Raw genomic sequence first — 26830 nt, 5'->3', positions numbered from 1 at the left:
GCCGATGTGAAACTGTCCAATCCCTTGCACACCCTTCGAGGATGCCGAAGTATTGCTGGCAGTACCGACCCGATCTGCATGAGTCGCCGTGACACACGGCGCGACGAGCGAAGAGGTGTGGGCATGACAGCAAATTGGCCGAGTTCTCGGGACCCTTTCGACGACATCTTCCAGCGATTCTTCGGTTCCGGAATGTCCTCGAAGCCACCGGTACAACGCATCGATCTGGGCAAGTTGATGACCGACAACGCGAAGTTGCTGGTCGGTACCGCTCGCGAGGCGGCCCAGGAATGGGGCAACCCCGAAATCACTCCCGAACACCTGCTGTACGCGGCCACCGAAGCAGAACCCGGGCGCAGCATCGTCGCCGAGCTCAGCCTGGATCCCGACCAGGTCGCCGAGCAGATGGAGGACTACCTCGACACCGGCAGGCCCAGCGAAGACGACCTCGCCGACATCACGCTCAGCCCTGCCACCAAGGTCGCGCTGCGCGCCGCCCAGCGCCAGGCGGCCCAGGCAGGCAGCAGCTACATCGGCCCGGAGCACATCTTGCTCGGCATCGCCGCACTCCCCGACAGCGTCGCCGCGCAGGCGCTGGTCGCCGGGATCGCGGCCACCCAGAGCGGCGGCGTCCCCGCGCCGGGAACCCCGATGGCGACCGCGCCGTCGAAGCGGCAGCAGCCGGAATCCGACACGCCCACGCTGGACGAGTACGGCCGTGATCTCACCGCCGAAGCCCGGGAGGGCCTGATCGACCCGGTTGTCGGCCGCGCGGAGGAGATCGAGCAGACCATCGAAATCCTGTCGCGGCGGCGCAAGAACAACCCGGTGCTGATCGGTGATCCCGGGGTCGGTAAGACCGCGATCGTCGAGGGGCTGGCCCAGCGCATCGTCAACGGGGACGTGCCGGTCACCCTCGCCGACCGCCGCGTCATCGCACTCGATGTCGGCTCGCTCGTGGCCGGGAGCAAGTACCGCGGCGAATTCGAGGAGCGGCTGACCAAGATCCTCGACGAGGTCCGCGCGCACAAGGACGAGCTGATCATCTTCATCGACGAGCTGCACACCATCGTCGGCGCAGGCGGCGGTGGTGAGGGCTCGATGGACGCGGGCAACCTGCTCAAGCCCGCGCTGGCCCGCGGCGATCTGCACGTCGTCGGCGCGACCACCATCGATGAGTACCGCAAATACATCGAGAAGGACGCCGCGCTGGAACGCCGGTTCCAGCCGGTGATGGTCTCGGAGCCCTCGGTGGAGGACACCATCGAGATCCTGCGCGGCCTGGCCGATGTGTACGAGGAGCACCATCAGGTGCGCTACTCCGACGAGTCGCTGGTCGCGGCCGCGCAGCTGTCGGATCGCTACATCACCGACCGGTTCATGCCCGACAAGGCGATCGATCTGATCGACCAGGCGGGCGCCCGGGTCCGGCTGCGTTCGGGCACCCCCGACCCGGCGGTGAAGGCCAGGGACGAGGCGATCGCGCGGCTGTACCGGGAGAAGGACGCCGCGGTCGACAACGAGGACTACGAGAAGGCCACGGCTCTCAAGGCCGACATCGCCGCCGCCGAGGAGGAGCTGGAGGAGTCCGGTGCGACGTCGTCGGAGCCGATCGTCGATGTCGTCGACATCGCCGAGGTGATCTCCCAGCGCACCGGCATTCCGGTGGCCGATCTGACCGCCGAGGAGAAGCAGCGCCTGCTCCAGCTAGAAGACGTCCTGCACAAGCGGGTGATCGGGCAGAACGAGGCCATCGTGGCGATCGCCGAGGCGGTGCGCCGAGCGAGGGCCGGACTCAAGGACCCGAACCGGCCGATCGGGTCGTTCCTGTTCCTCGGCCCCACCGGTGTCGGCAAGACCGAGCTCGCCAAGGCCCTCGCGGAAGCGGTCTTCGGCGACGAGGATCGCCTGATCCGATTCGACATGAGCGAGTTCCAGGAGAAGCACACGGTCTCGCGACTGGTCGGCGCCCCGCCCGGATACGTCGGCTACGACGATGCCGCCCAGCTCACCGACAAGGTGCGGCGTCAGCCGTATTCGGTGATCCTGTTCGACGAGGTCGAGAAGGCCCACCCCGATGTGTTCAATGTGCTGCTGCAATTGCTCGACGACGGGCGCGTCACCGATTCCAAGGGCCGCACAGTCGATTTCAAGAACACGATCGTGATCATGACGTCCAACATCGGGTCGCACCTGATCCTCGAGGCGCCACCCGGCGACCTCGACTCCATCGTGCCGCAGCTCGAAGAGCTACTGCGCCAGCACTTCCGACCCGAGTTCCTCAACCGGATCGACGAGCAGATCGTGTTCCATCGCCTGGACAAGGAGCAGCTGGAACAGATCGTCGAACTGATCCTGGATCGCACCCGGCGCATGCTCGCCGCCCAGGACATCGAACTCGAGATCAGTCAGTCCGCAGTGGACTGGTTGAGCGAGCGCGGTTTCCAGCCCGAATTCGGTGCGCGACCGTTGCGCCGCACGGTGCAGAAAGAGCTCGACAACCGGGTCTCGCGGCTGCTCCTCGACGGCGGGCTCGATCCCGGCGGCACGGTGAAGGTCGACACCGCCGACGACGATCTGGTCGTCACGGCGATGAACCCGGGCGGTAAGCCCGACACCAATGGTTCCGCACCCGCGTCCGCGGCGAAGAAGCCGGCGAAGAAACCCGCCAAGAAGGCCGCGAGCAAGAAGGGTGACGACAAGAAGCTCGCGTCGAAGTAGCGAAACGACGACTGTGGCCCGGTTCGTACGAACCGGGCCACAGTGTTGTCATGGGGTCAGCCGCCGGTGACCACGCAGGATTCCCCGAAGCGGAAGCCCCGGCCGACCGTCACATTCGCGCTGCTGGCGATGCCGTCCTGGACGGCGGTCATCGTGTGGGCGCCGGTGTAGGACGGCACCCAGTTGAACATGGCGACGCCGTCGGTCGGCGCGACCACGGCCAGCAGCGCGCCGTTGTCGTAGAAGGCGACAGGAATGATGCCGACACTGAGCCTGGCAAGCAATTGGTGGGTGCATCCGGTGCCGTAGTCGGTTGCCGAGCCGACGCTGAGGTTGGGTTTCACCGTCAATTGCGAAACTCCGGCCGAGGCGGTGGGTGCACCGAGGGTCGTGGCCAGCATCGCCGTCCCGAGGGCAGCAACGGTGATGGCGAATTTCCTGTCACTCATATTTCTCACGTCCTTGTGCTGCGGGGCCGACCGAACGCGAGGCCGGCGAGTCGGTCCCCATCCTCACCCCATCGCGGGACCGATGGTGGGAGAACACACGAACCGTTTCGCCGACCTCGTCGCGCCGACTACAGCCGCGACCAGAGTGCGGGAGTGTTCGGTGGCGTCCAATTCGGGTCGTGCACGGTGTGCGCCTGCCTGCAGCTATAGGTGGCGCCCTGATAGGTGACTTTGTCGCCGATGGCATAGGTGGCGCCCTGACGCCAGGGCGATCCGCCGGGGGCGGCCGTGGTTGTCGGATGCTCGTGCCCGGGAGTGGTCGTCACCGGCGGTTTCGTGGTTGTAGCTGGGGGTTTCGTGGTCGTAGGCGGTGTGGTGGTCGGGGCCGGGGTGCTGGTGGTCGGCGGGGAAGTGGTGGGTTTCGGGGTGGTCGTCGGCGGCCGTGTGCCGCCCCCGCCACTCACCTCGAGATCGACGCAACTGTAGAAGGCCGCTGCGGTATCACCGATATTCCAGACCGCGCGCAATTTCTGACGGCCGGAATAACTCGACACATCGACGGTATGGGTCACCTCCATGGAAGGCTGTTCGTTCCGGCCGTCGAACACAGCAATTCTGGTGTTGCCGATGAAGTATTCCCAATTCAGCGTGCGATGATTCGCGGTATTCTTCCATGTGAAACTCGCACTGCCGGAGACTTTCTGCGGCACCCAGCCGAGGCTGTCGTCGTCGAGCTCAGGGTATTTGTTCGCACTACAGGTGGTGAGCCCCTTCGGTCCCTCCACGCTCTGCGGTTCGTATTTCACCGCGCCGCAGGGCACGAGGCCACGGGCGCATTGCTCCTGTCTGCTCGCGGGTCCGGTGATCCAACCGTGCGCGGTGGCACTCCCGGCGGGCACCACTGCGGTGGCGATGGGCGCCAATGCCATTGCTCCGGCGAAGAACAGGATTCGACTTCTCACTATCAGTACTCCTTGGAAACGCACGCGGAGGACGGCAGGGGCCGGCTTGCCGTCCGGGAAACATTTCGAGCGATGACACTGAACACTTCGATATCGAACTGTGATTCCGAAGATTAGGGTGACGAAGATCATCCGTCAACCGTCCTGGTAGCGAAAAATACTGCTACCGGCTGGTATTCGCGGATCATTTCCCAACTGTGCGAATACAGCGAATATCCACGTTTGGAACCAACCGGTATCCACCCGAAGCAAACGGTTGGTTAATCTCGCTGCTGTGTGGGGTGTACAGATTTGCCATCGGTTGTAGATAGGTAGCCATGTCGGCAACAAGCTGTCTTACTGTTCGAGGGCGAGTACCCACAGCAGGGAGCCTGGCGAACTTTGCGCGACTCCTCCGAAATAGGCGGACGGGCGCCCGAATCAGCCGAGGAACGCGAGGATTCCGGCGGTGACCAGTTCGGCGTAGCGGGCCCGGCCCTCCGGGGTCTCGATGAGCGCGGCGTCGGTCGCCGAGCGCATGTTCCCGCATTCGACCAGTGCGCTCGGTCGCTCGGCAAGGTTGAGCCCGGCCAGATCCGCCCGTGGATCCAGTCCCGTCGATCCCACATAGGTCGAGGGCACCGCGCCACCGGCGATCATCGCATCACGCAACGCCCTCGCCAGTCGCGTCCCCGCCTCGGCCTGCACCGGATTCAGCGCAGGTTCGGCGTAGGCGATGTGAAATCCGTGCGCGTCGGCACCGGTATTGCCGTCGGCATGGATCGAGACCACCGCGTCGGCGCCCGACTCGTTCGCGATCGAGGCGCGCTCATCGACACACGGTCCGACACCGGTGTCGTCGGCGCGCGTGAGGATCACCCGAACACCGCGGGCGGCGAGCAGGTCGCGCACTCGCAGGGTGACGTCCCAGGTGAACTCGTGCTCGGTGTAGCCACTGACGGCCGAGGTCCCGGTGGTGTTGCAGGCCTTCGTGCCGCCGCGCCCATCGGGCACCGGTGCGTTGATCTGGGTGAGATGGGTGGCATTGCCACCGTTGTGACCGGGATCGAGGACAACCGTGTGGTTCACGGCGGGCGAAGTCGGCGGCACGGCACTCTCCGAGGAAACGGCCGTCGCGGTCGACGTCGCCGGGTTCGCGTCCGTGGTGGTGGACGCGCAGCCGGCGAACAGCGCTGTCGCCGCGAGCAGGCAGGCGGGCAGGAACAGGCGGGGACGCACCCCGACACCGTGCCACACCGTGCCGACGACCCGGCCTCGTCCCCGCCGAACCCGTGTTCAGCGCCGGGTGATGCGCAGCGGAAGAGTCGCGTGGCGACGGGCGAACAGGCTGGGCACCCAGCGTGGCGGCTCCTGCTCGATCAGCTCGAACCGTTCGGTGCGTTCGAGCAGCAGGGTGATCGCGGCGATCGCTTCCAGCCGAGCCAAGGCGGACCCGATGCAGAAATGGGCACCCGCACCGAACGCCGCATGGGCACGGCCGCGCCGCCGGTCCAGATCGACGATATCGGGATCCGGGTAGACGGCGGGATCGCGATTGGCGGCACCCCACAGCAACAGCAGGTGGCTGCCCGCGGGCAGGTCGACACCGCCGAGCTGAGTATCGACCATGACGTGGCGGTGGTGGCCGCGAAAGGGTGACTCCAGGCGCAGTGCCTCGTCGAGGAACGCGGGGACGAGCTCGGGGCGTTCACGCAGACGGGTCTGCAGAGTGAGGTCGGCGGCGAGCAGTCGGGCCGCCGAGGCGATCAGACCCGCGGTCGACTCCCCTCCCGCACCGATCAGCTGCACCAGGATCAGTACCGCCTGCTGCTCGTCGATCGTGCCCGCATCCACCGCGGCGACGAGCACCTCGAGCAGGGTTCGCGGCGAATCTCGATCGGCCACTCGGTCTTTCGCATTGCCGATCGCGAGGTACGCGTAGTGGGCGAGCTCGGCCGCGGAGGTGATCAGCTCGGTCATCCGGCCCTCGGCAACGATACCGCCCAGCATCTCGGTGGAGTCGTAGGCCAGCGAGAGCAGTTTCGCGACATCGGTCCCCGGCAGACCGACGAGTTCGGCGATCAGCGCCAGCGGCAAACGATCGGCGACCCCGGTGGCCCAGTCGATCCGATCGCCGTCGAGTTCTTCCGCCCACAGCCGTTCGGTCAGCGCGGTGACGAACGGGCCGAGCGTGCGCACCCGTTTGGCCAGAGCCGGTCCGACGATGCCGCGGTGGACGGCATGGACGTCGCTGTCGGCGGTGGCGAGCACGTGGACCGCTTGCCCGGTCGCGTCGAGGTCGAAGGTCATCGGCGCCGCGCCCGGCTGGGCGACGAGCACGCCGGTCAGATGCGAGGAGAACTCCGCGGGGCGCCGGGTCGCTTCGGTGACCTCGGCCCACGAGGCGACGAGGAAGAAATCGGTGCCGGGTATCCGATAGACCGGCGCTTGTTCGCGCAGGGCGCGATACATCCGGTAGGGGTCGTCGAGCACCGCCGCATCGAACAGGTCGATCGCTTCGAGGTCCGTGGTCACGGCTGCCGCCTTTCCTGGTCGGGCTGTCGGCGCTCACCGTGTACCGCGCAGAGGCATGTGGTCAACGACTGTCTCGAGATGAGACAGTCCAGCGACCGCGTTGCCCCGCAATCCGCCGCGTACTTCGTCGAAAACACCCTTCAGCCTGGCCGGATTCGGCTAGACAGATTCCATCGAACGTCTCACCCTGAGACAGACACGAGTGGAGGTTCCCCGGTGAGCGACCAAGTCGACTGGCTGGCCGGCGGTGACCGACGCACCATCGCGGTCGACCGCATCGAACGCGCCGCCCTCGCGCTGTTCCTCGAACGCGGCATAGACAACGTCACCGCCGACGACATCGCCGCGGCCGCGGGGTGCTCGCGCGCGACGCTGTATCGCTGTGTCGGCGGCAAACCACGACTGATACGCGCCGTGATGGTCCGGGCCGCGGGCTCCGTCGTCGCACGCGTGGAGGCGGCCGTCGACTCGGTCCCGCCCCGCCGACGACCCGTCGAGGCGATCCTGGCCGCCGTCGCCGCGATCCGCGCCGACCCGGTGCTGCGCCAGTGGCTGATCCGCCACCGCTCCCCCGACACCGACGAATTCCTCGCCGGCGCACCGGAACTCGGTCACATCGCGACCGCGCTGACCCGGATCGCCCCCGACGACGAGGCCGCGGGCTGGGTCGTGCGCGTCGTGTTGTCGCTGCTCACCTGGCCGCTGCCCGACGCCACGGCGGAACGTCACCTGGTCGAACGATTCGTCGGGCCCACCCTGCGTGCGGGCTGACTCCCCCGTTCGGTCCGCGCGTCCTCGATCCGTCGCGGCTCAGCTCAGCCGCGGTGGTGGCGACTCTCGTAGGCAACGCGTTCGGCCTCGGTCCGACGGCGTTCGGCCTCGTTGGCCAACTCGGGATCGAAGCCATGGCTGACCAGGCGGTGCCGCCGGTACACGTAGACCAACGCCACAGTGAAGTAGACCAGCGGCAGGTACAGCAACGCCATCATCGACAGCCCTATCCACAGCGGGCCCGGCACCAGCAAGAACAGGCACAGCACCGGCAGCACCGGCAGCAGGAAGCGCATCAGGTACCGGCGGGTCGCGCCGGGGCCGGTGAGGTCGGCGAGCACCCAGTCCGACATCGAGGGCGGCAGGGTTCCGCCGGTGATGTAGCGAACACGCTGCCAGAGATTCGGGGTCGAGTTGCTCACTGCTGCTCCCTCACATCGGATGCGCGTCGCGCGGCCGCGTTCACCCGGCCGAGGACATCGCGCAGTTCTTCCAGGTCCGCCAGGCTCACGCCGAGGCGCGCCACGACGGCGGGCGGGATCTGCTCGGCTTGTTCACGCAGGTCACGGCCCGCCTCGGTGAGCTCGATGTGCAGCGTGCGCTCGTCGTGCGGATCGCGGCGGCGGGTGATGAGACCGGCGGATTCGAGTCGCTTGAGCAGCGGTGACAAGGTCGCGGAGTCGAGCTGGATCGCCTCGGCGACGGCCTTCACCGACATCGGCGCCTCACCCCAGAGGGCCAGCATCACCAGATACTGCGGATGCGTCAGGCCGAGCGGTTCGAGCAACGGCCGGTAGACCGCCAGCACGGATCGATTGGCCACCGCCAGGGCGAAGCACACCTGCCGGTCGAGCCGCAGCGGGTCGTCGAGCTCCTGCATCGTCCACCACCTTTCTCAGCCCACACACTATTACGCCACTAATAGTTAGTGCAATAACTATTAGTGGCATCACAGATGGGCGGCGGGACGATGCGCGTCAGTCCTCGTCGAGGACCAGTGGCTCACCGGCGACAGCACGGCGCACCTTCTCGCGGCCGTTGTCCTCCTCACTACGACCCTGACGCCAGTAGCCGGTGAAGGTGATCGCGCGCTTGTCGACACCACGGTCGCGGACCAGATTCCGCCGGGTGAGCTTCACCAACTCGGCCTCACCGGAGATCCACGCGTAGGGCACGCCCGCTGGGAGCTCGGCCGCACGGACCGCGGCGACCACCGCGTCGCCGTGCGGGCGATCGCCGCGATGCACCCACTCGATCCGTACGTCGCCGCGGGTCTCGAAGCTCTGCTCGTCGGCCGGACCTTCGACCTCGATGAACGCTCGCGCTCGCGCTCCCACGGCGAGGCGTTCGATGATCGCGCCGATCGCCGGAACGGCGGTCTCGTCACCGACGAGCAGCTGCCACTCGGGGTCGGCGGGCGGGGTGTAGAGCGCGTGCGGCGGGCAGAGCAGGCCGATCTCGTCGCCCGGCACCGCGGTCGACGCCCAGTCCGAGGCGGGACCCGCGTGCTCGGCGTGCAGGGCGAAATCGATGTCGAGCTCGCCGAGTTCGGGCCGCTGCGCCCGGACCGTGTAGGTCCGCATCGGCGGGCGGATCTCGTCGGGCATCGCGAGATAGCGCTGGTACCAACTCATCACGCTGCCCGAGTCGTCCAGTGGCGGTGGCACGACGGGACGCGGCCTGCCCGGCAGCGGGAAGAAGAGCTTCGTGTACTGGTCGGGCCCGGCGTCGACGAGGGCGGCCGGGTCCGGACACCCGAGGGTCACCCGCACCATCCGCGGCGTCAGCCGTACCGCGCGACGAACCGTCAGCGGCGCGTAGACCATGGCCGGTCGATTCACAGTCCCAGTCGTCATTAGGCAAGCCTAACCTACCGAGCCTGTGAACTACCCGCCCTGATCGACGGCGAGGCCGGAAATGAGCTGCTCGATCACCGCGCGGACAGCGACGATATCCCCCGCGTCCGCCGAATGCGCCAGGTACTGCGCCGCCTCGTCCAGCGCACCGACCACCACCAGCGCCAGCGGCCGCACCGGCTGCTTCCTGATCCGGCCGGCGGCCATGGCACCGGCCATCGCGTTCTCCACCAGGCCGATGGTGTGCCGCAACTCGATCCCGCGCCACCGGGCCCACCCGAGCACCGCGGGCGCGTCGAGCAGCGCGATCCGGCGCACCTCGGTCGCGGTCGAGGCCTGCAACCACGCCAGGCAGCCCACGATCAGGCTCGCGATCGGATCCTCGGCACGCGCCTGGGCCACGGCGGCGGCGATCACCTCCACCAAGCTGCGCTCGAGATCCTCGAACACCGCCTCGAACAGATCCCGCTTCTCGCCGAACTGGTGATAGAGCGCGCCGCGACTGACCCCGGCCGCCTCGGCGACCGCGATCGTGCTCACCGCCCCGTACCCGAACTGCCCGAACAGCTCTCGCCCGGCACGGATCACCGCGGCACGCGTGGCGGCCGAGCGTTCGGCTTGGGTCCGGCGATCAGGATTCATGGCGACGTCGAAGTCTAGGGCAGGACGAGGGTCGCGGCAGATCCGAGGCCGTTCGCCCCTTGACCGGCCACACCGGATTCGGGAACATACAGTCATCCTGTTTGTATATTGGAAGGGCTTGGGGACCATGTCCGATGCCACCAAGGATCTGTTCGAGCGCTATCACGCCTGCTGGGCCGAGCGCGACCCCGACCGGATCGCCGCGCTACACACGCCCGATTCGGTCTTCCACCTGCACTCCGGGGGCGCACCCGCGCACGGGCGCGCGGAAATCCGAACCGCCGCCGCAGAGACCTTCGCCCTCGTCCCCGATCTGACTTTCACCCAGGTCGACCTGCGCGTCGGCGACGACTTCTGGGTGGTGCGATGGAAGCTGTCGGGCACCTCCGTCACCGGTGGCGCCGTCGATGTGGATATCGCGGACATGGTCACCGTCGAGGACGGCGCGGTCAAGGCGAAGCACACCTACGTCGACGGCGTGGCCATGCAGGCCGCGCTGACCGCGCCCTCCGAGATCGCCTGAGCCACAGCGCGTTCGCCCGAGGTCACCGACATCGCGCCGAACCCGTCAGCGCACGCGTCCCGTCAGGGTGAGCACACACTCGAAGGCGCCCGCATCATCGGCCACTTCACCCTCGGCAGAGGTGGCGTGAGTCTGCGTCATCCGCAGGACGGTTGCCCGCAGGATCCACTGGGTCACGTCGGTGGCCGGTTGATAGGGCAAGCCTCCGAGCGCCTGGGCGATGTCCCAGGTATGCATCACCGCGCTACTGATCTGCTCCTCGTAGAGGGTCTCGATGTCGACCGTCCCGCCGGCCCCTGTCATTCGAATGAGCCGGCTCGCGTCCGTCACCGAGGCGAACGCGTTCTCCATGAGCCGAGCAGTCCGTCGATAGCCCGCGTCGAGTCCGGCATCGCCGTAGCACTTGTCCACGGAGACATCAAGGGATGCTCTGTCCATCGGTGCGATCGACGGTCCGTGCAGAGTCGGATCACCCGCGGTCGCTGCGGCGACGCTGAGATTCTGCTCGATCAGGCGCAGGTACAGATCACCGATGTCGCCGGTGCCATGCGGCAGTGGACATTTGAGGTCGCCATGGGTGACCTCGGACAGGAACGAGGCCAGGTCTTCGGTCAGGGTGTGCAGCATGGATACATCCACCGCATATCTCGCTTCCACTGTCGCCGGTCCGGTAGGAGATGCTGAACGCATCGGGCGTAGATGCGCTAGATCCTCTACCACGGTAGACGATATTGGAAAGGGCGTCCATGGCAGAGCAGGGCGACGCGAAGGACGAGCCAGATCTGGCCGCGTTGATGGCTCGCGTGTTTCCGCAGCTGGCGGCATTGGAAGAACCGATTCTGAGTGAGGCCGGGCTGTCGATGTGGGAGTACGCGATCATGAGCGAACTGACGTCGGCACAGGGCGTGTCACAGGTAGAGCTGTCGCGCCGCACCCGTCGCGATCCCACGCGATTGGGCAAGCATCTCGACGATCTGACCGTGCGGGGGCTCGTCACGCGTTCTCGTGCGAGTGACAAGCGTCAGCGCACCGTCGGACTGACCGAGAGCGGACGTGTTCTGTACGCACAGACCAAGGAACGCATCAGAGTTGCCGAGGACCAGTTCCTGCACTCGACCCTGGCCGCGGAAGAAGCCACCGTCCTCAGACGCCTGCTCGCTCGGCTCGCAGCCTGAGTGCGCCGACCGATTCGGGGAGCGTCACGCGACCTTGTCCTGACCCACGCTCTGTCGGGCCCTCGCGAGCGAATTCAGGGCATCGGCAGCGGCGGTGTCTTCGGGAAACTCACGGGCAGCGCCGCGAGCGACCGATGGAACGGGCCGGGCCGCCACACCAGATCCTCGACCGGCACGGCGAGGCTCAATTCCGGGAGCGCGTCGAGCAATTGGTCGATCGCGTCCTGCACGATCAGGTACGCCACCGGTTTGGCCGGACAGCCGTGCGGCCCCGCACTCCAGGCCAGGTGCGCCCGATTGTCGACAACATCGCGCCCGGCGATGGCCGGATCGTTGTTGCAGGCCGACATGCTGATGACGACCGGTTCGTGTGCGGGCAGCCAGGTGTCCTCGACCAGGATCGGCTGACGCGGGTAGGTCATGCAGAAGTTGGCCAGCGGCGGGTCGGTGAACAGTACTTCGTCGAGCGCGTCGCGTGTGGACAGGCTGCCGCCGAGCACATCTCCGGCGAACCGGTCGTCGGTGAGCATCAGCCGCAAGGTGTTGACCACCAGGTTCAGCATCGGCTCGATGCCCGCGCCGTAGAGCACCAGCAGCTGGTGCACCATTTCCTCGTCGGTCAGCGCCGCCGGGTGCTGGAGCAGGCGGGTGGCGACGTCGTCACCGGGTTCGCGCTGGCGCAACCCCACCAGATCGGCCAGTGCGGAGGCGAGCAGGTTGTTGCCCGCCTCGGCGTCGTCACCTTCGAAGATCTGCGCCATCCCGGTGGCGACCTGCTGCCCGATCTCGGGCGTGCACCCGAGCATCGAGTTCAGCGCCTGGAACACCAGCGGAAACGCGTACTGGCTCAGCAAGTCCGCGGACCCGGTCGCGCAGAAGCTGTTGATCAGCGGAATGGCGAACTGTTCGACGGTGCTGTGCATCGCGTACAGATCCACCCCGGCGATCCCGGCGACATTGGCCTGCCGGTATCGGGTGTGCTCGGCACCGGTGGTGCGCAGCGCGGCTGGGCGGAACTGCAGCATCGGCAGCACCGGGCAGTCCAGTGGGATGTCGCGCTGCCACATGCGGGGGTCGGCCGGGAAGTGCTCCGGGTCGTTGAGGATGCGCACGGCGGTGTGATAGCCGATCACCAGCGTGGCCCGGATGCCCGGCGACAACTCCACCGGCACCACCGAGCCGAACCGCCGGCGCATCCGCTGGTACGCCGCCTGTGGGTCGGCGGCGAATTCGGGTGCCCACATCGCCACCCGTTCGTCGGCGGCGATATCGACCGTCATGACGCTGTTGCTTCCTGTCTGCGAAAGAGGTATTCCGCCAGCGTGATCAGTGCGCGCAGGCCCTGATCACGGCGACGTGCGTCGAGCGCGATCACCGGAGTCTCGGGCGCGAGGTCGAGCGCCTCGCGCACCTCCTCGAGCGGGTAGCGCCGGAATCCTTCGAATTCGTTCACCGCCACCGCGTACGGCACGCCACGCTGTTCCAGCGCCGAGAGCACGTCGTCGGCCTTCTCGATACGGCGGGTGTCGACGAGCACCAGCGCGCCGAGAGCACCCCGAGCCAGTTCCTCCCACAGCGGGGCGAATCGTTCCTGGCCCGGCGTACCGAACAGGTACAGCGCCAGTTGGGGATTCAGGGTGATGCGGCCGAAATCCAGTGCGACAGTGGTCGACACCTTGCTGCCCAGACCCGCCATGTCGTCGACGCCGATGCTGGCCTCGGTGATCGTCTCTTCCGTGCGCAGTGGCCTGATCTCGGACACCCCGCACACGAAGGTGGTCTTGCCGACACCGAAATTGCCTGCGACCAGGATCTTCACCGACCGTGTCACGGTTTCCGCGACGTAGTCGACCTCATCCCGCGATGGCGCGGAGGCCATGCAGCACCTCCTTGATCAATGCGAGTTCCGGCTTCACCTGTGCCGGGGTGGGGCAGTGCAGGTGACCGCTGTCGAGCAGATCGGAAACGATGATCTTCACGACGGAGGCGGGCAGGTCGAGATAGGCCGACAGCTCGGCGATCGACAGAGCGCCGCGGCGGCTGGTGAGAGCCAGCAGGCGACGTTCGTCGGGGCGGTGATCGGGACGCGCGTCCTCGACGGCACGAACCAGGGTCACCAGGTCCAGGTCATGGGCGGCACGCACCCGCCCGCCGGTGCGCACGTAGGACCGCACCAGATCGGGATCGCGCCTGCCGCGGCTCAATTCCTCCCGCCTAGGCGGGGCGCGCTGCCGATCTCGTGACCCACGCGCGAGGCCAGTTCGTTCATCCGATGCGCCACCAGCGCGACATCGACATCGGCGGTGGTGGCGACACCGAGCAGCGCGCCCACACCGGCGGCGGTGATCATGATCATGCCCTCGTCGTACTCGGTCATGTTCTGGCGCACCGCGTTCGACGGGCCGCCGCAGAACTCGCCGAGCGCCTTACCGAGCGAGCGCAGGCCCGAGGCCGCCGCGGCGAACCGTTCGGCGTCGTCCTTGCTCACGCCACGGGAGTGGGCGATGCGCAGTCCGTCCTCGGACAGCAGGACCGCGAAGCGGACGCCGGGGATCTCGAGATCCTCGAGCAGCCACGCCAATCGGTTGGTGCTATCGGCTACCGGTGTGCTCATCGGCTGTTCCTTCCGTGGTTCGCTCGGCCGCAGCGGCACGACCGCTGCGGGATCCGCTGCGCCAGGCAGCGGCGAGGTCGGGGCGCGCGTGCCCCGACTCTGTCGTTACCCCCGCCGAATCCGGGGCAACCGGTCTGCGGCGGCGCTTGGGCAGCCCGCCGCTGGTGATCTCGTGAACGTCGGCGCCGGGCGATTCGATCTCGGCGACCGGCACGGGAATGTGTGCGGGCGCGGCGAGTTCGGGCTCGGGCAGCCGCGGGGCGTCGCCGCTCACCAGCAGCGCCGACGGTACATACACCATGGCCCGCATGCCACCGAAGATATTGGGCCCGTCGACGTGCACGGAGAATCCGTAGCGCCGGGCCAGCGCCGCGATACCGGGGAAGCCGACCTTCGGCGCGGGGCCGAGATCGTGGATGTCGACCGGGCGTTCGCCGCTGAGCACCAGGCGCGCGTCCTCGAGCTGCTCGGGACTCATCCGCATGCCCGCGTCGTCGATGATCACGGTGACGCCGTGATGGCCCTCCTGGAAACCGATCTCGACGAACGACGACGGCGGTGAGTAGCGCAGCGCGTTGTCGAGCAGGGTCGCCATGGTGTGCACGAGCGGTTCGACCGCGCGACTGATCACGATCCGGTCCGATTGGGCCGCGCGCACCCGCAGGAATTCCCTGACCCGTCCGGTCGCGCCGCCCGCCACATCGGTGAGCGACTGCTGCGGCCACCGGCGGCCGGGCAGACCGCCGGAGACGATCACATAGGACTGCGCCTGCCGGATCATCTGCTGCACGGTGTGGTCGATCCGGGTGAGCGTTTCGTAGATGGCGTCGTCACGATGTTCGCGCAGTGCGGCACTGACGACCTGTCCGAGGTCGGTGCCCAGGCTCACCACCGAGGTGCCGAAGGAGCGCACCGCGGCGCTCGTGGCCGCCCGCGAGGATGCCGAGAGCTCACCGCGGGTCTGGTCACGGGCGTCCTGTATCTCACCGAGGCGACGTTGTTCGCCATAGCGCTCGACCATCGCCCTGGTTTCCTCGGCGACCACGCGCAGGTCTTCGGCATGACCCGTGGCAATCCACTGCAGCGCCTGGCCGAACTGCGAATCGCCCAGTTCCACCGGCAGATCCACCGCGACCGAGGGGATCTCGTGGCGGCGCACCGCGGCAGTGATCGCGGGCAAGGTGCCCTGCGCCAGCTGCATGAGGGCGTTCTCGCAGGCGAGGCGTTCCCGGATGGCGGCGTCGGCTCGCTGCCGCTGTCGGCGCTCGTTCCGCATGGCCATGACACTGACCGCGATCGCGAGCAGTAACAGCGGCGCACCGATGACGAGCAACAGCACCGCAATTCCTGAGTTCATCAGATCTTTCGTCGTCCTCGACCACACGGCGCTGTTGCCGGTGGCCCTCGCCGGCCGGCCCGCCGAGGCATTCACTGTCCACCGCGGGGTGATTTCGGATACCCGATTCACACGCCCCGATTCCAGCGACCCGCACACATTAGCAGCACACGTAACGATCGCGACACGGATCTTCCTGTCCGACATCATGTTTCCCGCTCGAAACATTGCACGCTACTGGACAGTTGATCTATTCTGGTTCGCTATGCCTCGAGCCGATGCTCGCGGAACCCCGGGTACCGGATATTATCCGGGCGTGGCGAAACTGAAGCTTTCCGTCGATGTCCCCGTCCCACCGGACCAGGCCTGGGCGCACGCGTCCGACCTTCCGCACCTCGGCGATTGGCTGACCATTCACGAGGCTTGGCGCGGAACACTGCCCGAGGAGCTGACGCCAGGCACCGTTGTCGTCGGCATCGCCCGCGTGAAGGGCTTCCGCAACAAAGTCACCTGGACCGTGCGCACCGCCGAACCGCCGCGCAAGCTCGCCCTCACCGGCACGGGTATCGGCGGCACCAAGTTCGGCCTCGGCATGCTCGTCGAGCCGAGCGGTAGCGGGTCGAAGGTGAGTGTCGACATCGATCTGGGCGGTGCGCCGCTGTTCGGCCCGATCGGGTCCGCCGTCGCGAAGGCCCTGCGCGGCGATATCGAGCGCTCACTGGAGATGTTCGTCAAGCTCTACGGCTGAATCCCGACGCGAAAGCCCGGACGGAACAGAGAGTTCCGTCCGGGCTTTCCGCGTATGACCGATCAGGCCAGCGCCACAGCTTCGGCGTCGATCGGCGCCTTCGGCTTGGTTCGCGGCAGGAAGAACGCCGGGATCAGGGTCAGCAGAGCGAGTACCACGGTGACCCAGTACGTGTTGCTGAACGCTGTCGCCGCCAGGTCGAGTCCCTGCTCGATGACCGACGGGGGAACCTGCGCGGCGAGATCGGGCCGGGCGTTGGCACCGATCGCGACCTTCGCCTCCGGGTGATCGTTGAGCTGGGCGGCCAGCACGACCGACATCGTCGCCGTGCCGATCGACGCCGCGGTCTGGTTGATGATGTTCATCAATGTCGAACCACGCGCGACCTGTGCGTGCGAGAGCGTCTGGATCGCGGCGGTCATCACTGGCATCATGGTGCAGCCCATGCCCAGACCCATCACGAACAGCGCGCCACCGATCAGCAGGTAGGAGGTGTCGGCGCCCAGCTGGGTGAACCCGGCCAAGCCGAGGGTGATGAAGGTGATGCCGAACATGACGATCTTGCCGGGGCCGATCTTGTCGACCAGGAAGCCCGCGATCGGCATCGTCAGCATGGCGCCGATACCCTGTGGGGCCATGAGCAGACCGGAGTCGAACGCCGTCTCCCCGCGCACCTGCTGCAGGTAGTTCGGCAGCAGGAAGCCTGCGCCGAAGAACGCCGTCGCGAACAGCGACATGGTGAGCACGGAGTACCGCAGCGACGGGTTGGAGAACAGCCGCAGGTCGATCAGCGGATGCTCGGTGCGCAGCGCGTGGAACACGAAGGCCACCAGCAGCGCCGCGCCGATGATCGCCGGAATCAGCACGCGCGAGGCCATCACGGTGCCCTTCTCCGGAATAGAGGAGACACCGAACAGGAACAGCGCCAGACCCGGCGAGGCCAGCAGCATGCCGAGGAAGTCGAACGATTCCGAGGGTTTGGGCTTGTCGGGAGCGAACACGATCCAGGCCAGGATCAGCGCGACGATGCCCAGCGGCAGGTTGATCAGGAAGATCCAGTGCCAGCTGAAGGAGTCGATGAGCCAGCCACCGAGAATGGGGCCACAGATCGGGCCGAGCAACATGGGCACGCCGAGTACCGCCATCACCCGCCCGATCCGCTGCGGGCCCGCGGCGTGGGTCATGATCGTCATCCCGAGGGGCATGAGCATGCCGCCGCCGATGCCCTGGATGACACGGAAGGCCACCAGCGACTCGATACTCCACGCCATCGAACACAACACCGACCCGATGATGAAGAAGGTCAGCGCCGCCATATAGAGGCGTTTGGTGCCGAAGCGATCGGCGGCCCACCCGGTCATCGGGATGACCGAGGCCAGCGCCAAGGTGTAACCGGTCATGGTCCAGGCGACGACCTCGACGGAGGCGTTGAAGTCCTGCATGAACGTCGGGATCGCCACGGTGACCACCGTGATGTCGAGAATCGACATCACCGCGCCCAGGACGACGACGCCCGCCACCTTCAACACGGCGGCATCCAGCTTGTCAGGAGTGTGATCGGGCGCGGCGGCGCCGATATCCGGAGGTTTCGTCACCGGTTAACCCAAGCACCTTTCGCTGCCGATGACCAGTGAAATTTTCTGTTCGTGATCTGGTCGATGTCACACCCGCGTGATCGTCGCCGCCTCGCCCGCCATGAGCGCCGCCCTCGTCGCGGCACTCGATGCCGGCAGCATCGGCAGCCGAACGGCCGCGCTGGAGATCTGACCGCGCTCGGCGAGCACCGCCTTGATGACCGTCGGGTTGGGCTCGGCGAACAGGGCCGCACCGAGCGCGTCGAGACGGTCACCGATCGCGCGGGCCCGGACGACGTCACCGGCGTGCCATGCCTCGATGAGATCGGCGTATTCACGGGGCGCGATATTGGCCGCGGCCAGGATCGCGCCGCGCGCGCCGAGAGCCAGCAGCGCGGAGGCGAAACGGTCGTCGCCACTGAGCACTGTCGCCGGGGTATGGGCGGCCATCAATTCGACACTGGCCGCGTCGATTCCGCCCACGGCGTGCTTGAAGCCGGCGATGTTCGGGGTATTCGCGAGACGAATCAACGTGCTGCCGCTGAGCGGGCGTCCGGTGCGGTGCGGCACGTCATAGACGAGCAGAGGGGCCGGGCTGATCGCTGCCAACTGCGTGAAGTGCGCGATCACGCCTTCTTCGCTCGGTCGCACGTAGTAGGGCACCACCGCCAGCACGGCCGCGACGGGCCGCGCGAGTTCGGCGATCGCTCGCACCGATTCCGCGGTGGCGTTGCCGCCCGCGCAGGCGATCAGCGGTGCGCCGCGGTCGGCGCAGACGCTCGCGCAGATATCCAGGACTCGCGCACGCTCGGCGGCAGTGAGCGCGGACGGCTCCGCCGTGGTGCCGAGCGCGACGAGTCCGGTCGCCCCCGCGTCGAGGACAGCGTGCGAGTGTCGTTCCAGCGCCGCGGGCTCGACGGCCCCGTCGGCGGTGAACGGCGTGATCAAAGGGACGAAGAGGCCGTGTAGCGATGTCATGACTCTATCGTCGAGCCAGATCCACCATCAGGTCCAGTTCACATTCATGATGATGACCGTAAGCTGAACTGATGCTCGATGTCCGCAAACTTCGCCTGCTCCGCGAACTCGCCCATCGCGGCACCATCGCCGCGGTCGCCGAGGCGCTCAGCTATACGCCCTCGGCGGTATCCCAGCAGCTCACCGCGCTCGAACGCGAAGCGGGCGTCCCGCTGCTGGAACGCTCGGGCCGCCGCGTCGCTCTCACCCCCGCCGCGCAGCTCCTCGTCGGGCACACCGAAACGATCCTGGCCGCCCTCGAACACGCCGACGCCGAATTGTCCTGTACCAGGGACGAGCTGGCCGGCACCCTGCGCATCGGCACCTTTCCGACCGCGGCGCGCACCCTGCTGTCGCCCGCCCTCGTCACCTTGAGCACCGACCACCCGCGCCTGGAACTCACCGTCACCGAAATCGACCCCGCCGACATCCCGAACGCCCTGCGCGCGGGGACCCTGGATATCGCGCTCACCCACGACTACGACCTGGTCCCCGCCGACACGGACCCCTCCTTGCAAACCGAGCCCCTCCACACCGAAACCGTCTACCTGGCCACGCTGGGCCCCGTGCCCACCGAAGACTCGCTGGCCGCACACCGCCGATCCCCCTGGATCGCGGGCACCCCCGGCACGCTGTGCCATACCCTGACGATCCGAGCCTGCCAGGCAACAGGATTCACCCCCCACATCCGCCACCACGCCGACGACTTCGACACCGTCCTGACCCTCGTCGCCGCAGGCGCGGGCACCGCCATAGTCCCCGCCCTCGCCCTCTACGCACCCCCCGAACACATCACCCTCACTCCCCTGCCGATCCGCCGCCACACCCAGCTCGTATACCGCAACGGCACCGGCCTGCATCCGGCGATCCACGCCGCCCGGCTCGCCCTGCACGCCGCGGGCTAGGCACATCCGGCCTACCGCCGATCGGTGGGATAATCGAGCCGGTCGACAGCGAGACCGCAGTGATGACATCGAGTAGTGGGAGTAGCCCATGGCACGAGTCAGGACCGGAATAGTCGATCCGGGTCTTCATTCCCGCGGTGCGCCGGATCTCACCCACCGCACGGCGAAGTTCGTCGCCGCGACGACCGGTGCCGACTCCCTGTGGGTCGTCGACCACTTGATCGGGTTGTTTCCCTCGTCGGTGTGGAAGCCGAGCCATGCGGGCGGCGCACGGGTCGTTCCCGTCGCGGACGCGTACTACGAACCGTGGACCCTGCTCGGGCGCGCGGCGGCCCGGAATCGGTGGAGTCGGCTTCGGCTCGGAGTCGGAGTCACCGACGCTGGTCGCAGGCATCCGGCGGTGACCGCACAGGCCGCCGCGACCTTGCATCTACTCAGCGGCGGGCGAGCGATTCTCGGGATCGGTCCCGGAGAACGCGAGAACAACGAGCCCTACGGTGTCGATTGGCAACGCCCGGTCGCGCGCTTCGAGGAGGCTGTGGCGACGATTCGGGCATTGTGGGAGTCCCACGGTGAGCCGATCTCCCGGGATTCCGAATTCTTCCCTCTCCGCGACGCGGTCTTCGCGCTGCCGCCGCACCGCGGTACCCGACCGGAGCTCTGGATGGGAGCGCACGGACCGCGCATGCTCAGGGTGGCCGGTCGATTCGCCGACGCGTGGCTGCCCGCCTTTCCGAGCAGCCCGGCCGAATACCGCGACAAGCTCGACACGATCAGGACCGCGGCCTCGGATGCCGGACGCGACCCGTCTGCGGTCCAAGCGGCCGGGTGGCAATGGATCATCACCGCGAAGTCGCAGACGATTGTCGAGGAGATCCTCGATTCGGCGGTGATCCGCGCCTACATGCTCGCCGCGTCCGCGCAGGCCTGGGCACGCCATGGCGTCGAGCATCCGTTGGGCCCCACGTTCTCCGGCGCCCAGGACATCCTGCCGCAGACCATCGACGAGGCCACTGCGCTGGAATACGGTCGACGCGCACCGCTGTCGTTGATCCGAGATGTCTTTCAGGTCGGCACACCGGCAGAGGTGCTCGACCAGATCGCCGAACGGCGCGACCACGGATTGACCTACGCCGTATTGGTCGACCTCGGCGCGTGTCACCCGAAACTGCGGACGGGACTCCTGACCGGGTCATCGTTCGCCAAGGTCGCACGCGGAATCCGCCGACTGTGACGAACCGCCGTGGCGGTAGGCGATTTCGGTGGCCGCGTCGGCGGCGATGGCGGCGGCATGAGGGCTTGCCTGATCTACTCGACGTTCAACCCGTCACGGTCGCGAGACGCGCGGAGCGCTGCAGGCGAGCGCCGAGCAGAGTCAGGCACAGGGCAAGGACCAGGAGCAGAGCCAGGGTCCATGCCAGGGCCGAAAAGCCGTGTGGCGCAGTCGCTGCCGCGACGATCGGGCCCAGGGTCGCGCCGACGTAGAAGCTGAACATGGCGACCGAAGAGGCTGCCGCGCGGGCATCGCCGCCGAGTTCACCCGCGCTCTGCAACACCGCGGGGGCGATGACGCCGAGGCCACCGACCAGGACCGCCAGCAGCACAGTGAGGACCGCCAGGTGCGAGCCTTCGAAGGTCGCGGCGACCATCGCGGTGGCCGCGATCAGCACGCCGAGGACCATCTGGGTGGGCTTGGACAGGCGCGCCAGCGGAATGGCGAGCAGTGGCAGCGCCATCATCACCGGCAGGGCGCCCGCCCGCAGGGTCAGCAGTTCGCCGGAACCGGTGACCAGGCCGGTGAGCTCGATCCCGGTGTAGATGCCGACCATGACGGCCATGCTCAGGGCGCCCGCCACGAGCATCGGGAGCAGCGGCGTGATGCGCAGCACCGCGGGAATGGCGGCGTAGCTGTGGCGCAGCGGGAGGTCACGGCCGGTGGGGGCGTCATCGAGCATGACGGCCCGCAGCGCGAAGGCCAAGGCCGCGAAAACGACCGCGGAGCCGAGGAATACGGCGCGCCACGGGAACGACGCGACAACGGCCTGCGAGACGATCTGGGCGATGACGGTGGCGGCCAGGAAGGAGGTGGCCACCGACATGGTGACCACGGCCCGGTGCCCCGGCGCGATGCGCGTGCCGACGTAGGCCATGATCGCGGGCGGAATGGAGCCGACGACGAGGCCCTGCACGATCCGGAGCGCGACGGCCACGGGCGCACTGAACGCCAGGCCGGTCAACAGGGTGACCACCGCGGCCACGAGCATGCCGGTGACCAGGACCCGGCGATGGCCGTATCGATCCGACAGCGGGCCGAACAGCACGAAGCCGCCCGCGTAGCCGAAGGCGAAGGCGCTGATGACCCATGTCATCGCCCCCGAACCCACACTCCACTCTGCTTTCATGGCTTCGAACAGGGGAATCGGCGTGTACATCTGACCGGTGGCCAACAGGGCCGACAGCACGAAAACAGGGAGGGTGCGCCCGGTGTGCGTACGGGGCGACGTGTCGCGAACGCGGGCAGGGGCCGGACTTCCGACCGGAAGCTGGACTGTCGGTGATGCCATGTCGACGACAGTAGGCTCGCACAGAGACAGAGTCAACCAAATAGTTGGTTTAAAGACCTGGTAAAGTCGGCCCCATGACGGCGAGCACCATCAAACGCAGCGACGCGACCAGACAGGCCCTACTGCGTGCGGCGCGAGCCGAATTCGCGCAGTACGGCCTGGCCGGAGCCCGGGTCGATCGCATCGCCGAGGCCGCCGGCGTCAACAAGGAACGCATCTACGGCCTGTTCGGCAGCAAGGACAGGCTGTTCGACGTCATCATCGTCGACACCATGCGCGAATTCATGGAGGTCGTCCAGCCACTCGCCGAGACCGAGCCGGGCGACTACGTCGGCAAGCTCTTCGACTACCACCGCGACCATCCGCAGCTGCTGCGCCTGCTGCTCTGGGAGGGCTTGCACCGCGGCGCCGACGCCCACGATGTCGACGGTTGGCGCGCTGACCACTACGGACAGAAATTCGACCGTGCCCAAGAACAATTCGGTGTCGACGAGAAGCAGGCAGGCCGCCTCCTGCTCGCCCTCTGCGGCCTCGCCAACTGGACCCACGCCGTCCCCCAGACCACGCGCCTGTTACTCGGTGACGCCGCCTCCGACACCGACGCCACCCGCGAGTTCGTGAAGGAATTCGCTCGGGCCGCACTGCGAAACCTCGCGACCACACCCCAACCCGTCGCGCCGCAGCCGGACACCACCCTCCCCGAACCGGTCAATGCATTGACCACCCCGGTAGACGACGCCGCCCGCCGCCTTCGCGAAGCCCAAGCCGCTGCCGATGCCGCCCGCGCCGAACTCGCAACCGCCCTGCGCACCGCCCACGCCGCCGGGGCGGGGGCGAATCAGCTCGCCCGCCGAGTCGCCGGAACCATGTCCCGCCCACTTGTCCTCAAGCTCCTGACCCACTAGACCCGAAACGCCGCGGTCTACGCGGTCTTCTCGCGGTGGGAGCCGCGTTGGCGGGTGCGGGTGGCCGAGACAGGGTCGATGTCGGGCATGGACCATTGGGCGGACAGGGCCAGACTGGGCTCACGGCCGGAAGCTACATGGCGGTAGGCGATTTCGGCGGCCGCGTCGCAGTCGTGCGCGGCGATCGCGGCGTAGAGGGCTTCGTGTTCGTCGCATTGGGTGCCCGGGTCACGTTCCTTGGTCAGGTGGAACAGCCAGCGGACTCGGGATTCCAAGGGGCGCAACAACGACTGCAACAGCGGGTTGCCGGACACTTCGACAATGACGGCGTGAAACCCCGCGTTCGCGGCGGCGATCGCGGCTTGGTCGCCACGGGCAGTGGCCTGGCGAGCCGCGGTGAGCTGCGCGCGCAGGGCGGTGAGGTCGGCCGGCTCGGCGCGTTCGGCGGCCAGGCGCGCCGCGAGAACTTCGAGGCTTTCGCGAACATCGAACAGGTCACGCACGTCGGTCACCGTGAACGGGGCGACGATCGCGCCCTGCCTCGGCACGATCACGACCAGGCCCTCGCGTTCGAGCATCTGCAGCGCCTCGCGCAGCGGGATCCGCGAGATGGCCAGCTCGGTGGCGAGGTCGCGTTCCACGAGCCGCTGACCAGGGCTCAAGCGCAGATCGATGATCCGGTCACGTAACTCCTCGTAGGCCTGATCCCGCAGCGACTTCTTCGCCGGTTCGTCTGCCACCGCACCATCCTTCTGCTCCTGCACGCCACCACGGTAGTCCGCTCGCGGCATGCGACCGTTTCTTACTTTTCGGTAATCCGCCCGTCATCTCCGAGCCCCAGGCTGACACTTAACGGTATACCGCTAAGTGAGCGGTTCGTTCGATCAAGGAGTACCCCGTGCACAAGTCCACTCGGCGCGCGATCGCCTTCGGCTCGGCCGCGCTCGCCGCCGCTGCCCTCCTGTCGGCCTGTGGCTCCGCCGACTCCACGGCGTCGGGCGGCAAGCTGAAGGTCGGCGTGTTCTTCCCCGGCTCACTGTCGGACACCGGCTTCATGCAGTCCGGATATCTCGGCTACCAGCGCGTCGCCGACGCGCTCGGCGACAAGGTGGAACTCAGCAAGGTCGAACAGGTCGCCGCCAGCGACTACCAGCAGGCCCTGGTCCGCTTCGCCTCGGCCAACGACCTGGTGATCTCCCTCGGCGGCCAGACCGACGCCGACGTGCGCAAGGTGGCGCCGCAGTTCCCGAACGTGAAGTTCGTCGAGATCGGCGGACCGGCCGACGCCAAGCCACTCGCCAACCTCGCCTACTACGACCCGCAGCAGGCCGAGGCCGAATTCCTCAGCGGCGCGGTATCGGCGGCGGGGTCCAAGTCGGGCACGGTGGCCTTCGTCGGCGGCGTCGAACTGCCCGCGATCGTCAACGCCGCCAACGCCTTCGGCAACGGTGCGCGGTTCGCGAAGCCCGACGCGAAGGTGCTCACCCCGCAGTACGTCGGCGACTTCAACGACCCCGCCAAGGCCAAGCAGGCCGCACTGGCCGACTACGGCGCAGGCGCGGGCACACTCGGCCAGATCGTGAACCTGGGCAAGGCGGGCATGGAGCAGGCCGCCACCCAGTCCAACGCCACGATGGTCGGCGGTCCGATCCCCGGCGACTGCACCAACCCCGCGTACCTGGGCTACGTACACACCGATATCGGCGCCGAGGTCGAGTTCGCGGTGAAGGCCGTTCTGGACGACTCGTGGAAGGCCGAGAACGTGCGCTTCGGGCTGACCTCGCCCAACGACGGCACCGATTTCGTGTTGTGCAGCAAGGACTCCGGGGTCGCCGACGCACTCGCGAAGGCGAAAACGGCCCTGTCCACCGGCGCGGTCAAGCCGTACTGATCCACGATGAGCACTCCCGCATTGACCCTGCACGGGGTCGGTAAGCGCTTCGGTGACGTGCAGGCGCTGCACGATGTGGACGTCACCGTCGAATCCGGCACTGTCCATTGCGTTCTCGGCGAGAACGGCGCGGGCAAGTCCACGCTGTGCAATCTCGTCTTCGGCGGCTACCACCCGGACACCGGACGTATGCAGCTGGGCGGCAAGGACTTCCGGCCCGACTCCCCCGCCGCCGCGATGGCTTCCGGTGTCGCCATGGTGCACCAGCACTTCAGTCTGGTCACCACCATGACCGTCGCGGAGAACCTACTGCTCACCCAGCACGGACTCCGGTCGCGCCGCAAGGAGCTGACCGACCGGCTCGACGAGATCGCACAGCGTTACCGCCTGCGCGTCGACCTCGACCAGCAGGTCGCGACCATGCCGGTCGGCGCGAGGCAGAAGGTCGAGATCGTCAAGGCGTTGCTGCGCGATCCGGCGCTGATCCTGCTCGACGAACCGACGGGAGTGCTCGATCCGGCCGAGATCGACGCGCTGATCGACACCTGCCGCGCCATCGCCGCCGACGGCAAAGCGGTAGTCCTGGTGACGCACAAACTCGGCGAGGTGGCCAGGGTCGCCGATGCCGCGACCGTGCTGCGCCGCGGCACGGTCGCCGGTGGCGGGCGGATGTCGAACACCACCATCGCCCAGTTGCTCACCGCGATGGTGGGGCGTACCGCCGCCGACCTCGACCCGACCGTCGCCGCGACCATCGGCCTGGATCCCGCCGATTCGGCGACGACAGCAGATTCACCCGCAACGGCTCTCCCGGTCGGCCCTGCCACCGAATCGACCCCGTCTAGCGCCGGTCTCGAGTCGTCTGCCGAATCCGATTCCCCCGCACCGGTTCTCACCATCGATCGAGTGACCGTGCATCGCGCCGACGGCAGCGCGGCGCTCGACGATGCGTGTCTGGTCGTGCGGCCCGGCGAGATCGTCGGAATCGCGGGCGTCGAGGGCAACGGGCAGAGCGAGCTCGTCGCGGTCCTCGCCGGGGCTACCCCGGTGAGCGCCGGCACGGTCACGCTCGCCGACACCGATATCACCACCGCCAACCCCGCCACCCGGACCGGGCTCGGACTCGGCGTCGTGCCCGAGGACCGCCACCGCGACGCGATGGTCGCCGAGATGACCCTGGCGGAGAACCTCTTCCTCGGCCGACTCGGCCGCTTCCGGCGCTTCGGACTGCTCGACAAGCAGGCCATGGGACGCGCCGCCCAGGCCGAACTCGACCGCTTCGACGTGCGCGCTGCCGGGCCGTGGGTGCCGATGGGTTCGCTCTCGGGTGGCAATCAGCAGAAGGTGGTGCTGGCCCGCGAACTGTCCGCCGCGAACCTGCGCTGCCTGGTCGCCGCCCAGCCGACGCGCGGATTGGACATCGGCGCAGTCGATTTCGTGCTGACCCAGCTGCGCCATGCGGCCGCCGACGGCTGTGGCGTGCTGGTGGTGTCGAGCGAGGTACCCGAGTTGCTCGCGCTGTGCGACCGGGTGTTCGTCGCGTATCGCGGCACACTCGCCGGACCGATCGAGACCTCCGATCCCTCAGCGGCACAACAGATCAGCGAATTGATGATGGGAGTCGCGGCATGAGCGCACCGAGTCGGACCACGACCGCGGCCAC

28 protein-coding genes are annotated in these 26830 nt (G+C 67.7%); 10 read left to right on the top strand and 18 right to left on the bottom strand.

All coding sequences use genetic code 11. The features are described from left to right. The first annotated feature begins 123 nt into the window (after nt 1–123). Nucleotides 124–2721 carry an ATP-dependent Clp protease ATP-binding subunit gene (locus ACWGCN_RS17175; protein WP_387447351.1) on the top strand — a complete coding sequence of 866 codons (2598 nt, stop codon included), beginning with the start codon at nt 124–126 and terminating at the stop codon, nt 2719–2721. 56 nt (nt 2722–2777) lie between these two features. Here the strand turns inward: ACWGCN_RS17175 and ACWGCN_RS17170 are convergent, their stop codons facing one another. The 4 genes from ACWGCN_RS17170 to ACWGCN_RS17155 all read right to left on the bottom strand — a co-directional run bounded on the left by ACWGCN_RS17170 (nt 2778) and on the right by ACWGCN_RS17155 (nt 6646). Then, complete coding sequence (locus ACWGCN_RS17170) at nt 2778–3170, bottom strand: hypothetical protein (protein ID WP_378989929.1); 393 nt, start codon at nt 3168–3170, stop codon at nt 2778–2780. A gap of 128 nt (nt 3171–3298) precedes the next feature. Further along, entirely contained in the window at nt 3299–4132 is an 834-nt protein-coding gene (locus tag ACWGCN_RS17165; protein ID WP_452460215.1) for a carbohydrate-binding protein, read from the bottom strand. Between the two features lie 420 nt (nt 4133–4552). After that, nucleotides 4553–5350 (bottom strand): N-acetylmuramoyl-L-alanine amidase, encoded by a 798-nt coding sequence (locus ACWGCN_RS17160; RefSeq protein ID WP_452460214.1) that lies wholly within the window; start codon nt 5348–5350, stop codon nt 4553–4555. 57 nt (nt 5351–5407) lie between these two features. After that, nucleotides 5408–6646 (bottom strand): cytochrome P450, encoded by a 1239-nt coding sequence (locus ACWGCN_RS17155; protein WP_452460213.1) that lies wholly within the window; start codon nt 6644–6646, stop codon nt 5408–5410. A 216-nt stretch (nt 6647–6862) separates the two neighbouring features. Between ACWGCN_RS17155 and ACWGCN_RS17150 the strand changes: the two genes are divergently transcribed. After that, nucleotides 6863–7417 (top strand): TetR/AcrR family transcriptional regulator, encoded by a 555-nt coding sequence (locus ACWGCN_RS17150; RefSeq protein WP_387447347.1) that lies wholly within the window; start codon nt 6863–6865, stop codon nt 7415–7417. A gap of 44 nt (nt 7418–7461) precedes the next feature. Here the strand turns inward: ACWGCN_RS17150 and ACWGCN_RS17145 are convergent, their stop codons facing one another. The 4 genes from ACWGCN_RS17145 to ACWGCN_RS17130 all read right to left on the bottom strand — a co-directional run bounded on the left by ACWGCN_RS17145 (nt 7462) and on the right by ACWGCN_RS17130 (nt 9915). Beyond that, nucleotides 7462–7839: a DUF5313 family protein gene (locus ACWGCN_RS17145; protein ID WP_378631042.1), complete on the bottom strand. Its 378-nt coding sequence runs from the start codon at nt 7837–7839 to the stop codon at nt 7462–7464. Then, complete coding sequence (locus tag ACWGCN_RS17140; protein WP_452460212.1) at nt 7836–8297, bottom strand: MarR family winged helix-turn-helix transcriptional regulator; 462 nt, start codon at nt 8295–8297, stop codon at nt 7836–7838. Before ACWGCN_RS17140 ends, ACWGCN_RS17145 begins: the two co-directional genes overlap by 4 nt. 97 nt (nt 8298–8394) lie before the next feature. After that, the gene (locus ACWGCN_RS17135) at nt 8395–9273 is read right to left on the bottom strand and encodes a siderophore-interacting protein (protein ID WP_452460211.1); all 879 of its coding nucleotides are present in this window, start codon (nt 9271–9273) and stop codon (nt 8395–8397) included. A 30-nt stretch (nt 9274–9303) separates the two neighbouring features. Next, nucleotides 9304–9915 (bottom strand): TetR/AcrR family transcriptional regulator, encoded by a 612-nt coding sequence (locus ACWGCN_RS17130; RefSeq protein ID WP_452460210.1) that lies wholly within the window; start codon nt 9913–9915, stop codon nt 9304–9306. Nucleotides 9916–10042: 127 nt separating this feature from the next. Here ACWGCN_RS17130 and ACWGCN_RS17125 point away from each other — a divergent pair, with 127 nt between their 5' ends. Then, nucleotides 10043–10438 carry a nuclear transport factor 2 family protein gene (locus tag ACWGCN_RS17125; RefSeq protein WP_378990020.1) on the top strand — a complete coding sequence of 132 codons (396 nt, stop codon included), beginning with the start codon at nt 10043–10045 and terminating at the stop codon, nt 10436–10438. Nucleotides 10439–10483: 45 nt separating this feature from the next. Here ACWGCN_RS17125 and ACWGCN_RS17120 read toward each other — a convergent pair whose 3' ends face one another. Further along, nucleotides 10484–11065 (bottom strand): hypothetical protein, encoded by a 582-nt coding sequence (locus ACWGCN_RS17120; protein ID WP_452460209.1) that lies wholly within the window; start codon nt 11063–11065, stop codon nt 10484–10486. A gap of 119 nt (nt 11066–11184) precedes the next feature. Between ACWGCN_RS17120 and ACWGCN_RS17115 the strand changes: the two genes are divergently transcribed. Beyond that, a complete protein-coding gene (locus tag ACWGCN_RS17115) occupies nt 11185–11613 on the top strand; it encodes a MarR family winged helix-turn-helix transcriptional regulator (protein ID WP_452460208.1) in 429 nt (142 codons plus the stop codon). A gap of 74 nt (nt 11614–11687) precedes the next feature. Here the strand turns inward: ACWGCN_RS17115 and ACWGCN_RS17110 are convergent, their stop codons facing one another. The 5 genes from ACWGCN_RS17110 to ACWGCN_RS17090 are packed head-to-tail and all read right to left on the bottom strand — an operon-like array spanning nt 11688 to nt 15584. Further along, nucleotides 11688–12893 carry a cytochrome P450 family protein gene (locus ACWGCN_RS17110; protein WP_378989921.1) on the bottom strand — a complete coding sequence of 402 codons (1206 nt, stop codon included), beginning with the start codon at nt 12891–12893 and terminating at the stop codon, nt 11688–11690. Continuing rightward, nucleotides 12890–13492, bottom strand: coding sequence for a GTP-binding protein (locus ACWGCN_RS17105; RefSeq protein WP_266289261.1), 603 nt, complete (start codon nt 13490–13492; stop codon nt 12890–12892). Before ACWGCN_RS17105 ends, ACWGCN_RS17110 begins: the two co-directional genes overlap by 4 nt. Then, on the bottom strand, nt 13467–13817 hold the full coding sequence (locus ACWGCN_RS17100; RefSeq protein ID WP_056817094.1) for a DUF742 domain-containing protein: 351 nt from the start codon (nt 13815–13817) through the stop codon (nt 13467–13469). The genes ACWGCN_RS17105 and ACWGCN_RS17100 overlap by 26 nt, the downstream gene beginning before the upstream one ends. Beyond that, nucleotides 13814–14227 (bottom strand): roadblock/LC7 domain-containing protein, encoded by a 414-nt coding sequence (locus ACWGCN_RS17095; RefSeq protein WP_378989920.1) that lies wholly within the window; start codon nt 14225–14227, stop codon nt 13814–13816. Before ACWGCN_RS17095 ends, ACWGCN_RS17100 begins: the two co-directional genes overlap by 4 nt. Further along, entirely contained in the window at nt 14205–15584 is a 1380-nt protein-coding gene (locus tag ACWGCN_RS17090; protein WP_379317792.1) for a sensor histidine kinase, read from the bottom strand. Before ACWGCN_RS17090 ends, ACWGCN_RS17095 begins: the two co-directional genes overlap by 23 nt. 295 nt (nt 15585–15879) lie before the next feature. Between ACWGCN_RS17090 and ACWGCN_RS17085 the strand changes: the two genes are divergently transcribed. Beyond that, the gene (locus ACWGCN_RS17085) at nt 15880–16311 is read left to right on the top strand and encodes a type II toxin-antitoxin system Rv0910 family toxin (protein WP_449961136.1); all 432 of its coding nucleotides are present in this window, start codon (nt 15880–15882) and stop codon (nt 16309–16311) included. A 62-nt stretch (nt 16312–16373) separates the two neighbouring features. Here ACWGCN_RS17085 and ACWGCN_RS17080 read toward each other — a convergent pair whose 3' ends face one another. Both ACWGCN_RS17080 and dapA read right to left on the bottom strand, forming a co-directional pair. Next, nucleotides 16374–17906, bottom strand: coding sequence for a DHA2 family efflux MFS transporter permease subunit (locus ACWGCN_RS17080; RefSeq protein ID WP_378989914.1), 1533 nt, complete (start codon nt 17904–17906; stop codon nt 16374–16376). 66 nt (nt 17907–17972) lie between these two features. Beyond that, nucleotides 17973–18863: a 4-hydroxy-tetrahydrodipicolinate synthase gene (gene dapA, locus ACWGCN_RS17075; RefSeq protein ID WP_452460178.1), complete on the bottom strand. Its 891-nt coding sequence runs from the start codon at nt 18861–18863 to the stop codon at nt 17973–17975. Nucleotides 18864–18934: 71 nt separating this feature from the next. Between dapA and ACWGCN_RS17070 the strand changes: the two genes are divergently transcribed. Continuing rightward, nucleotides 18935–19807, top strand: a complete 873-nt coding sequence (locus tag ACWGCN_RS17070) for a LysR family transcriptional regulator (protein ID WP_378989911.1) — start codon at nt 18935–18937, stop codon at nt 19805–19807. Nucleotides 19808–19895: 88 nt separating this feature from the next. Further along, a complete protein-coding gene (locus ACWGCN_RS17065) occupies nt 19896–21041 on the top strand; it encodes an LLM class flavin-dependent oxidoreductase (RefSeq protein WP_449961129.1) in 1146 nt (381 codons plus the stop codon). Nucleotides 21042–21126: 85 nt separating this feature from the next. On the opposite strand, the gene ACWGCN_RS17060 is transcribed toward ACWGCN_RS17065, so the two are convergent. Continuing rightward, nucleotides 21127–22371: an MFS transporter gene (locus ACWGCN_RS17060; protein WP_452460179.1), complete on the bottom strand. Its 1245-nt coding sequence runs from the start codon at nt 22369–22371 to the stop codon at nt 21127–21129. 74 nt (nt 22372–22445) lie between these two features. On the opposite strand from ACWGCN_RS17060, the gene ACWGCN_RS17055 reads away from it, so the two are divergent. Next, on the top strand, nt 22446–23276 hold the full coding sequence (locus ACWGCN_RS17055) for a TetR/AcrR family transcriptional regulator (protein ID WP_452460180.1): 831 nt from the start codon (nt 22446–22448) through the stop codon (nt 23274–23276). Between the two features lie 17 nt (nt 23277–23293). Here ACWGCN_RS17055 and ACWGCN_RS17050 read toward each other — a convergent pair whose 3' ends face one another. After that, entirely contained in the window at nt 23294–24040 is a 747-nt protein-coding gene (locus tag ACWGCN_RS17050) for a GntR family transcriptional regulator (protein ID WP_387447342.1), read from the bottom strand. Between the two features lie 134 nt (nt 24041–24174). Between ACWGCN_RS17050 and ACWGCN_RS17045 the strand changes: the two genes are divergently transcribed. Both ACWGCN_RS17045 and ACWGCN_RS17040 read left to right on the top strand, forming a co-directional pair. Beyond that, complete coding sequence (locus ACWGCN_RS17045; protein ID WP_378989906.1) at nt 24175–25167, top strand: BMP family protein; 993 nt, start codon at nt 24175–24177, stop codon at nt 25165–25167. Between the two features lie 6 nt (nt 25168–25173). Continuing rightward, nucleotides 25174–26799 (top strand): ABC transporter ATP-binding protein, encoded by a 1626-nt coding sequence (locus ACWGCN_RS17040; RefSeq protein ID WP_452460181.1) that lies wholly within the window; start codon nt 25174–25176, stop codon nt 26797–26799. Nucleotides 26800–26830 lie beyond the last annotated feature (31 nt).

The sequence above is a fragment of the Nocardia sp. NPDC055050 genome (genome assembly GCF_053608345.1).
The sequence above is the reverse complement of the archived record's forward strand: the minus strand, read 5'-3'. Positions and strand labels throughout refer to the sequence as shown.

Coding starts and splice junctions, on each gene's coding strand:
- ACWGCN_RS17175 (WP_387447351.1), top strand. CDS start 124: ATGACAGCAAATTGGCCGAGTTCTCGGGACCCTTTCGACGACATCTTC.
- ACWGCN_RS17170 (WP_378989929.1), bottom strand. CDS start 3,170: ATGAGTGACAGGAAATTCGCCATCACCGTTGCTGCCCTCGGGACGGCG.
- ACWGCN_RS17140 (WP_452460212.1), bottom strand. CDS start 8,297: ATGCAGGAGCTCGACGACCCGCTGCGGCTCGACCGGCAGGTGTGCTTC.
- ACWGCN_RS17135 (WP_452460211.1), bottom strand. CDS start 9,273: ATGACGACTGGGACTGTGAATCGACCGGCCATGGTCTACGCGCCGCTG.
- ACWGCN_RS17130 (WP_452460210.1), bottom strand. CDS start 9,915: ATGAATCCTGATCGCCGGACCCAAGCCGAACGCTCGGCCGCCACGCGT.
- ACWGCN_RS17125 (WP_378990020.1), top strand. CDS start 10,043: ATGTCCGATGCCACCAAGGATCTGTTCGAGCGCTATCACGCCTGCTGG.
- ACWGCN_RS17120 (WP_452460209.1), bottom strand. CDS start 11,065: ATGCTGCACACCCTGACCGAAGACCTGGCCTCGTTCCTGTCCGAGGTC.
- ACWGCN_RS17115 (WP_452460208.1), top strand. CDS start 11,185: ATGGCAGAGCAGGGCGACGCGAAGGACGAGCCAGATCTGGCCGCGTTG.
- ACWGCN_RS17110 (WP_378989921.1), bottom strand. CDS start 12,893: ATGACGGTCGATATCGCCGCCGACGAACGGGTGGCGATGTGGGCACCC.
- ACWGCN_RS17105 (WP_266289261.1), bottom strand. CDS start 13,492: ATGGCCTCCGCGCCATCGCGGGATGAGGTCGACTACGTCGCGGAAACC.
- ACWGCN_RS17095 (WP_378989920.1), bottom strand. CDS start 14,227: ATGAGCACACCGGTAGCCGATAGCACCAACCGATTGGCGTGGCTGCTC.
- ACWGCN_RS17090 (WP_379317792.1), bottom strand. CDS start 15,584: ATGAACTCAGGAATTGCGGTGCTGTTGCTCGTCATCGGTGCGCCGCTG.
- dapA (WP_452460178.1), bottom strand. CDS start 18,863: ATGACATCGCTACACGGCCTCTTCGTCCCTTTGATCACGCCGTTCACC.
- ACWGCN_RS17070 (WP_378989911.1), top strand. CDS start 18,935: ATGCTCGATGTCCGCAAACTTCGCCTGCTCCGCGAACTCGCCCATCGC.
- ACWGCN_RS17065 (WP_449961129.1), top strand. CDS start 19,896: ATGGCACGAGTCAGGACCGGAATAGTCGATCCGGGTCTTCATTCCCGC.
- ACWGCN_RS17060 (WP_452460179.1), bottom strand. CDS start 22,371: ATGGCATCACCGACAGTCCAGCTTCCGGTCGGAAGTCCGGCCCCTGCC.
- ACWGCN_RS17055 (WP_452460180.1), top strand. CDS start 22,446: ATGACGGCGAGCACCATCAAACGCAGCGACGCGACCAGACAGGCCCTA.
- ACWGCN_RS17040 (WP_452460181.1), top strand. CDS start 25,174: ATGAGCACTCCCGCATTGACCCTGCACGGGGTCGGTAAGCGCTTCGGT.